Source organism: uncultured Maritalea sp. (genome assembly GCF_937139385.1).
GTDB classification, from domain to species: Bacteria; Pseudomonadota; Alphaproteobacteria; order Rhizobiales; family Devosiaceae; genus Maritalea; species Maritalea porphyrae_A.
The window spans coordinates 1-6050 of record NZ_CAKZPW010000221.1 but is presented as its reverse complement, the minus strand read 5'-3'; the positions used below and the strand labels follow the sequence as shown (position 1 = coordinate 6050).

The 6050-nt window shown below is 49.4% G+C and carries 3 protein-coding genes and 1 pseudogene; 3 read left to right on the top strand and 1 reads right to left on the bottom strand.

Annotation, left to right across the window (positions count from 1 at the left end):
* Positions 1–376, bottom strand: a pseudogene (locus Q0231_RS09510) (ribonuclease D); the annotation flags it as partial.
* Between the two features lie 217 nt (positions 377–593).
* Between Q0231_RS09510 and aspS the strand changes: the two are divergent.
* The 3 genes from aspS to Q0231_RS09495 form a co-directional block, all read left to right on the top strand.
* The gene (gene aspS / locus Q0231_RS09505; RefSeq protein ID WP_269394085.1) at positions 594–2366 is read left to right on the top strand and encodes an aspartate--tRNA ligase; all 1773 of its coding nucleotides are present in this window, start codon (positions 594–596) and stop codon (positions 2364–2366) included.
* Positions 2367–2526: 160 nt separating this feature from the next.
* Positions 2527–4317 (top strand): EAL domain-containing protein, encoded by a 1791-nt coding sequence (locus Q0231_RS09500; protein WP_269394086.1) that lies wholly within the window; start codon positions 2527–2529, stop codon positions 4315–4317.
* 121 nt (positions 4318–4438) lie between these two features.
* Positions 4439–6050, top strand: a 1612-nt coding sequence (locus Q0231_RS09495) for a phosphate acyltransferase (RefSeq protein ID WP_299347364.1), incomplete at its 3' end; no start/stop codon positions are given.

The following is a 6050-nucleotide window of genomic DNA, read 5'->3' as shown; positions in this document are numbered from 1 at the left end:
CCGTAATCTGGCGGACCAAATTATCATATGAAATACTGTCGCCAAAACTACCCACCGCAGCTGCCACTTGCGTGTCAAACACGGGTTGGGGCGCTTTGCCGGACAATTTGACGAAAATCTCAATGTCCTGTTTGGCCGCATGGAACACTTTGACAACCGAAGTGTCTTGGAACAATTCAAACATTGGCGACAGGTCGATACCCTCAACCATTGGGTCAACGATGACGGCCTCTTCGGGCGTGGCCATTTGCACAAGGCACAGAATTGGCCAGTAAGTGGTTTCACGTAGGAATTCGGTGTCGACTGTTACAAAATCAAAGTTTTTTGCTGCGTCGCAAAATTCGGCCAAGTCCGTTGTGGACGTGATGATTTTCATATTGTTCTTTTTATCCGGTTGCGCGTTTGAAACGGCGTCGTTTTTGGTTTATTGGTTGCGGGCTAGTGTGCGGTTTTTCATCAAACTTGCAACCCTTGATATGTGTGAAGTGGCCTCGTTGCTCAGGTTCTTGGGTTCATATGCTTGACAAACGGCGCGCATCATGCGCTTTTCCGCGCAAAATTTCCCAAACGGATTACCGGGATTGGTATTGAAAATGCATCGCTATCGTAGCCATACTTGTGCTGACTTACGCAAAACTCATGTGGGTGAAACTGTTCGCCTTTCAGGTTGGGTCCACCGTGTTCGAGATCATGGCGGACTTCTGTTTATTGATCTGCGCGACCACTACGGGATCACCCAGTGCGTCGTTGATCCTGATTCTAATGCTTTCGGCTTGGCCGAGACCTTGCGCTCTGAATTTGTTGTGCGAATTGACGGCGAAGTAAAAGACCGCGCCGAAGGCACTGCAAACGCTGACTTGCCAACTGGCGATGTTGAGATTTTCATCCGCGAGATTGAAGTTCTTGGCGCGGCCAAAGAACTGCCGATGCCTGTGTTTGGTGAGCAAGAATACCCTGAAGATATCCGTCTCACCAACCGCTTCCTAGATCTGCGTCGTGAACGCATTCACAACAACATCGTGATGCGCTCAAAGATTATTGCGCATTTGCGCAAAACCATGACTGATCAAGGTTTTACAGAGTATCAAACGCCGATTTTGACGGCTTCAAGCCCAGAAGGCGCGCGTGATTTCTTGGTTCCATCACGTATGCATCCGGGTAAATTCTACGCGCTGCCGCAAGCGCCTCAGCAGTTCAAGCAATTGTTGATGATCTCTGGTTTTGACCGTTATTTCCAAATCGCTCCATGTTTCCGCGATGAAGATGCACGTGCTGATCGCTCACCGGGTGAATTCTATCAGCTCGATATTGAGATGAGCTTTGTGGAACAAGAAGACGTGTTCCAAGCGATTGAGCCTGTGTTGCGCGGTGTGTTTGAAGAGTTTGGTAAGGGCAAGCCTGTCACCCAAACCTTCCCACGTATTCCCTATGCAGAATCTATGCGTAAATACGGCAACGACAAGCCTGACCTGCGCAACCCGATTGAGATGCAAGCGGTAACTGAACATTTTGCCGGTTCTGGTTTTGGCGTTTTTGCCAACCAAATCGCAAATGATCCAAAGGTTGAAGTTTGGGCTATCCCGGCGCCAACCGGCGGTTCACGCGCATTCTGTGACCGGATGAACAAATGGGCACAGCATGAGGGGCAGCCTGGCCTTGGCTACATTTTCTTCCGCGACGGTGAAGGTGCAGGCCCTGTTGCGAAGAATGTGGGACCAGAACGCACCGCTGCGATCCGTGATCAGCTTGGCTTGAAAGACGGCGATGCTGTTTTCTTCACCTGTGGTCTTCCGTCCAAGTTTGTTAGCTTTGCAGGCGCTGCCCGCACAAAAGTTGGTACCGATCTCAAGCTGATTGACGAAGATCGTTTCGACCTTTGCTGGATTGTTGACTTCCCGATGTTTGAGTGGAATGAAGAAGAGAAACGCATTGATTTCTCACACAACCCATTCTCTATGCCCCAAGGTGGTCTGGAAGCTTTGGAGAACCAAGATCCGCTGACCATCAACGCTTACCAGTACGATATTGTTTGTAATGGTTTTGAATTGAGTTCAGGTGCGATCCGGAATCACCGCCCAGAAATCATGAAGAAAGCATTCGATATGGCTGGTTATGATGAGGCGATCTTGTACGAAAAATTCGGTGGCATGTTGCGGGCGATGGAATATGGCGCTCCTCCACACGGTGGCATTGCACCAGGCATCGACAGAATCGTTATGTTGCTTTGTGGCGAAGAAAACCTTCGTGAAGTGACGGCATTCCCAATGAATCAGCAGGCCGAAGATTTGTTGATGGGCGCACCGTCTGATGTTTCCGCACGCCAGTTGCGGGAACTGAATATTCGCTTGAACCTGCCCAAAGCCTAATCGGCTTTAACTTATTGATTTTATTGAGGTGGCGGCGCTGTGAGTGATCACAGCGCCGCCATTTGGTTAATTCGGTGTTAATCCTAGTTGAGTACAAGCTAAGTGTAGTCAACTCGTATGTTGCGTGGCCGAATTGAAATCACGGATTTCACATGTCCTGATGTTTTTTAGTGCGATCCTTGCGTTCGCACCTGTTATCTCTGTCGATTATTTGATGGACAGCTACATCCGCATGCGCGGCATGCAAGAAATCAAAATGTCTGTGAACGGCATTGTTGAAGAAACGCAAAAGGCCGTTGAATCTGCCACAATTTCCTTACAAAGCTTAACGTCCAGAAGCCCATCATTGTGTACCCCGACGTTCTTTCGCGCCGCTGCTGTTGAGATGCGCGCGAATTATTTAATGCGTCAGTTGATCGTCAATTCAACGGATGGCGCGCTGCAATGCGCTTTGTACGGCGACAAGTTCAGCTATACGGCGATTACGCCTACGATGAGCATGCCGGGCGGTCCGCAAGAAATGACGGTTGTGCAGATTGAGGACAATGAGTTCCCGTTGCTGAAAGTTTCCTTGCGCGTTCGACCGGGCAAAGAGGTTTCAGCATTTGTGCCCATCAATGCTCATATGTTTGATTCTGGCCATGGGGCCGTCGAAAAATCAATTATGACCCGCTTTGCATTGACGAGTGGGCTGACAATTTTCGAGTTTGGTGATCCGGCACGTTTCTTTGATGATGTGCATAGGCAGGAGAATTTTCTCTATACGCAACAGGTCGCTCAAAATGTGCCTATTGCTGTTTCTGCTGCGATTCCGATTGATTTAATAGCATCAGAATATGCCGATTTGCAGATTGGCTTCACCTTGGTCGCCAGTTTGGCCAGCTGCATTTTCTTGTGGCTGTGTGTGCAATATGTGCGTCGCTCACAGGCGCCAACATTTGATCTTGAACGAGCGATCAACGACGGTGAACTGCGACCGCGTTATCAACCGGTCATCGATTTGCAAACAGGGCATATTGCAGGTTGCGAGGTGCTTATCCGTTGGGAGAAGCCAAACGGGGAGGTGATTTCGCCGGGGGCCTTTATCGAATATGCGGAGCTGAGTGGTCTCGCCATTCCAATGACCTTGTCGATGATGGAGCAGGTGCGCGATGATCTGGAAGATCTATGTGATCGCCATCCACATTTGAAAGTTGGTATCAACCTGTTTGAGCGCCATTTCCGCGATGGCTCGATTGTTGAAGATGTACAATCAATCTTTGGAGCTACAAATATTCGGTACAGTCAGTTGGTGTTCGAGATCACAGAGCGTCAACCGCTGTCTGATATGGGTGGTGTGAACGCAGTAATTCACGCCTTGCGCGATCTAGGGTCCAAAGTGGCGCTTGATGACGCGGGAACTGGGCATTCAAACCTTGCCTATATCCAAAAACTTGGGATCGATATTGTCAAAATTGACCGCGTGTTCGTTGAGTTGATTAAGCACCGCAATCAGCCGGTTCCTGTGGTCGATGCTTTGATCAGCATGGCAAATGACTTGGGCACAGAAATTATTGCTGAGGGCGTGGAAACTGAAGAGCAGGCATTGTATTTGCGCAAAAAAGGCATTCGCCAAGCGCAAGGATTTTTGTTTGCACCCGCGCTGCCAGTTGATGCCTATTTGGCATTAGCGGAACGGATGAACAATGAAGAAGTGCAGTTGATTGACGAACTCGACTCAGATCGTGTCAATGATCTGGTGGGCTTTGTGGATGATGAGCACGCCGAGATCGGCGTTGATTACGGTGGCCAAGCGCCAGGCGTAGACGGTTCTGCCCAAATTGATGCGACCGAGGCCACGGGCACAGATTCGGATCAGGTTTATGTGGCGCCAGAAACTGAAATTGAAGACGAGCCTATGATTGGTGACGAGGATTTGTCTGACAAAAACAAGGATGAAGCGGTTGCATGATCGCCCTTGCTTGGATCCCAAATCATACTAAAGTATAAAATGCACATCAAAGCTGATCTGACGCTTTTCTTTTTGCTGGTTTAGTGGCAGACCAGATCAGCAATTTCAAAGAGGTAAGCAGATGACGCAAGATCCACGTGACACGCAAAATTCGATTCACGATGCGGCTCTACATTTTCATAAGTACCCAAAGCCGGGTAAATTGGAAATTCGACCAACAAAACCGCTCGGCAATCAGCGTGATCTGGCCCTTGCATATTCTCCTGGTGTCGCTGCCCCTTGCGAAGAGATCGCAAAGAACCCCGCCACTGTTTCTGACTATACGTCCCGCGGTAATCTGGTCGCGGTGATTTCAAACGGTACAGCCGTTCTTGGCCTTGGTGCCATTGGCGCATTGGCGTCTAAGCCCGTTATGGAAGGCAAGGCCGTACTGTTCAAAAAGTTTGCGGGCATTGATGTTTTTGACATTGAGATTGACGAAAACGATCCTGCAAAATTAGTTGAAGTCATTGCGCCTTTGGAGCCGACATTTGGCGGTATCAACCTTGAAGACATCAAAGCACCAGAGTGTTTTGAGGTTGAAGAAGCTTTGCGCGAACGCATGGAAATTCCGGTTTTCCATGATGATCAACACGGCACCGCAATCATCGTTGCTGCAGCGGTAATCAACGGATTGCGCTTGGCGAAAAAGAAGATTGAGGACGTTAAAATCGTCACGTCTGGCGCAGGAGCTGCGGCAATCGCTTGCATGAACTTGCTGATCAGCCTTGGCGCAAAGCGCGAAAACATCTGGGTTGCAGACCGCGATGGATTGGTGACGAAAAAACGTCTGAATTCCATGGATCGCTGGCGGGCAGCATTTGCGCATGACACCGATAAAACCACTTTAGCTGAAGTCATGGATGATGCTGACATTTTTGTGGGGTTGAGCGCTGCGGGTGTGTTGAAACCCGAACTCTTGAAGAAAATGGCGCCTAATCCTTTGATTATGGCGCTTGCCAACCCAATCCCAGAAATTATGCCAGAATTGGCCAAAGAGGCTCGTCCAGACGCAATGATGTGCACAGGGCGCTCTGACTATCCAAACCAGGTGAACAACGTTTTGTGTTTCCCGTTCATTTTCCGGGGTGCGCTTGATGTTGGCGCAACGGCTATTAACGAAGAAATGAAGATGGCGGCGGTTCATGCTATCGCCAAATTGGCCCATGAACCCGCACTAGAGGCTTCAACTGCGGAAGCCGGGGCAACATTTGGTCCTGAATATCTTATTCCAAATCCATTTGATCAACGGCTCATTTTGCGCATTGCACCAGCTGTGGCCAGAGCGGCTATGGAAAGCGGCGTCGCAACGCGTCCAATTACCGATTTTGAAGCCTATCATGACCGATTGAACCGCTTTGTGTTCCGTTCGGGTATGGTGATGAAGCCAATCATTGATATGGCGCGCTCGAGCAACAAGCGCGTGGTTTTTGCCGATGGTGAAGATGAGCGTGTGTTGCGTGCGGCACAAGTTGCGCTTGAAGATGGAATTGCGAAGCCAATCCTAATTGGCCGCCCAGCTGTTATTGAACACCGCATCAACAAATTCGGATTGAATTTGGAAGTGGGCAAAGACTTTGAAGACTGGCAGTCAATGCTCCACTGGGATGTTGAAGCTGCCTTGGAAAGAATTTCGAACCACGAACCGAGTCCGTTCGACGTCGAAACCGAGCTCCAAGAGGAGATCGTCTTGT

Bases quoted from the DNA above. Each gene is read 5' to 3' on its own strand.
- aspS (WP_269394085.1), top strand. From the start codon at position 594: ATGCATCGCTATCGTAGCCATACTTGTGCTGACTTACGCAAAACTCAT.
- Q0231_RS09500 (WP_269394086.1), top strand. From the start codon at position 2,527: ATGTTTTTTAGTGCGATCCTTGCGTTCGCACCTGTTATCTCTGTCGAT.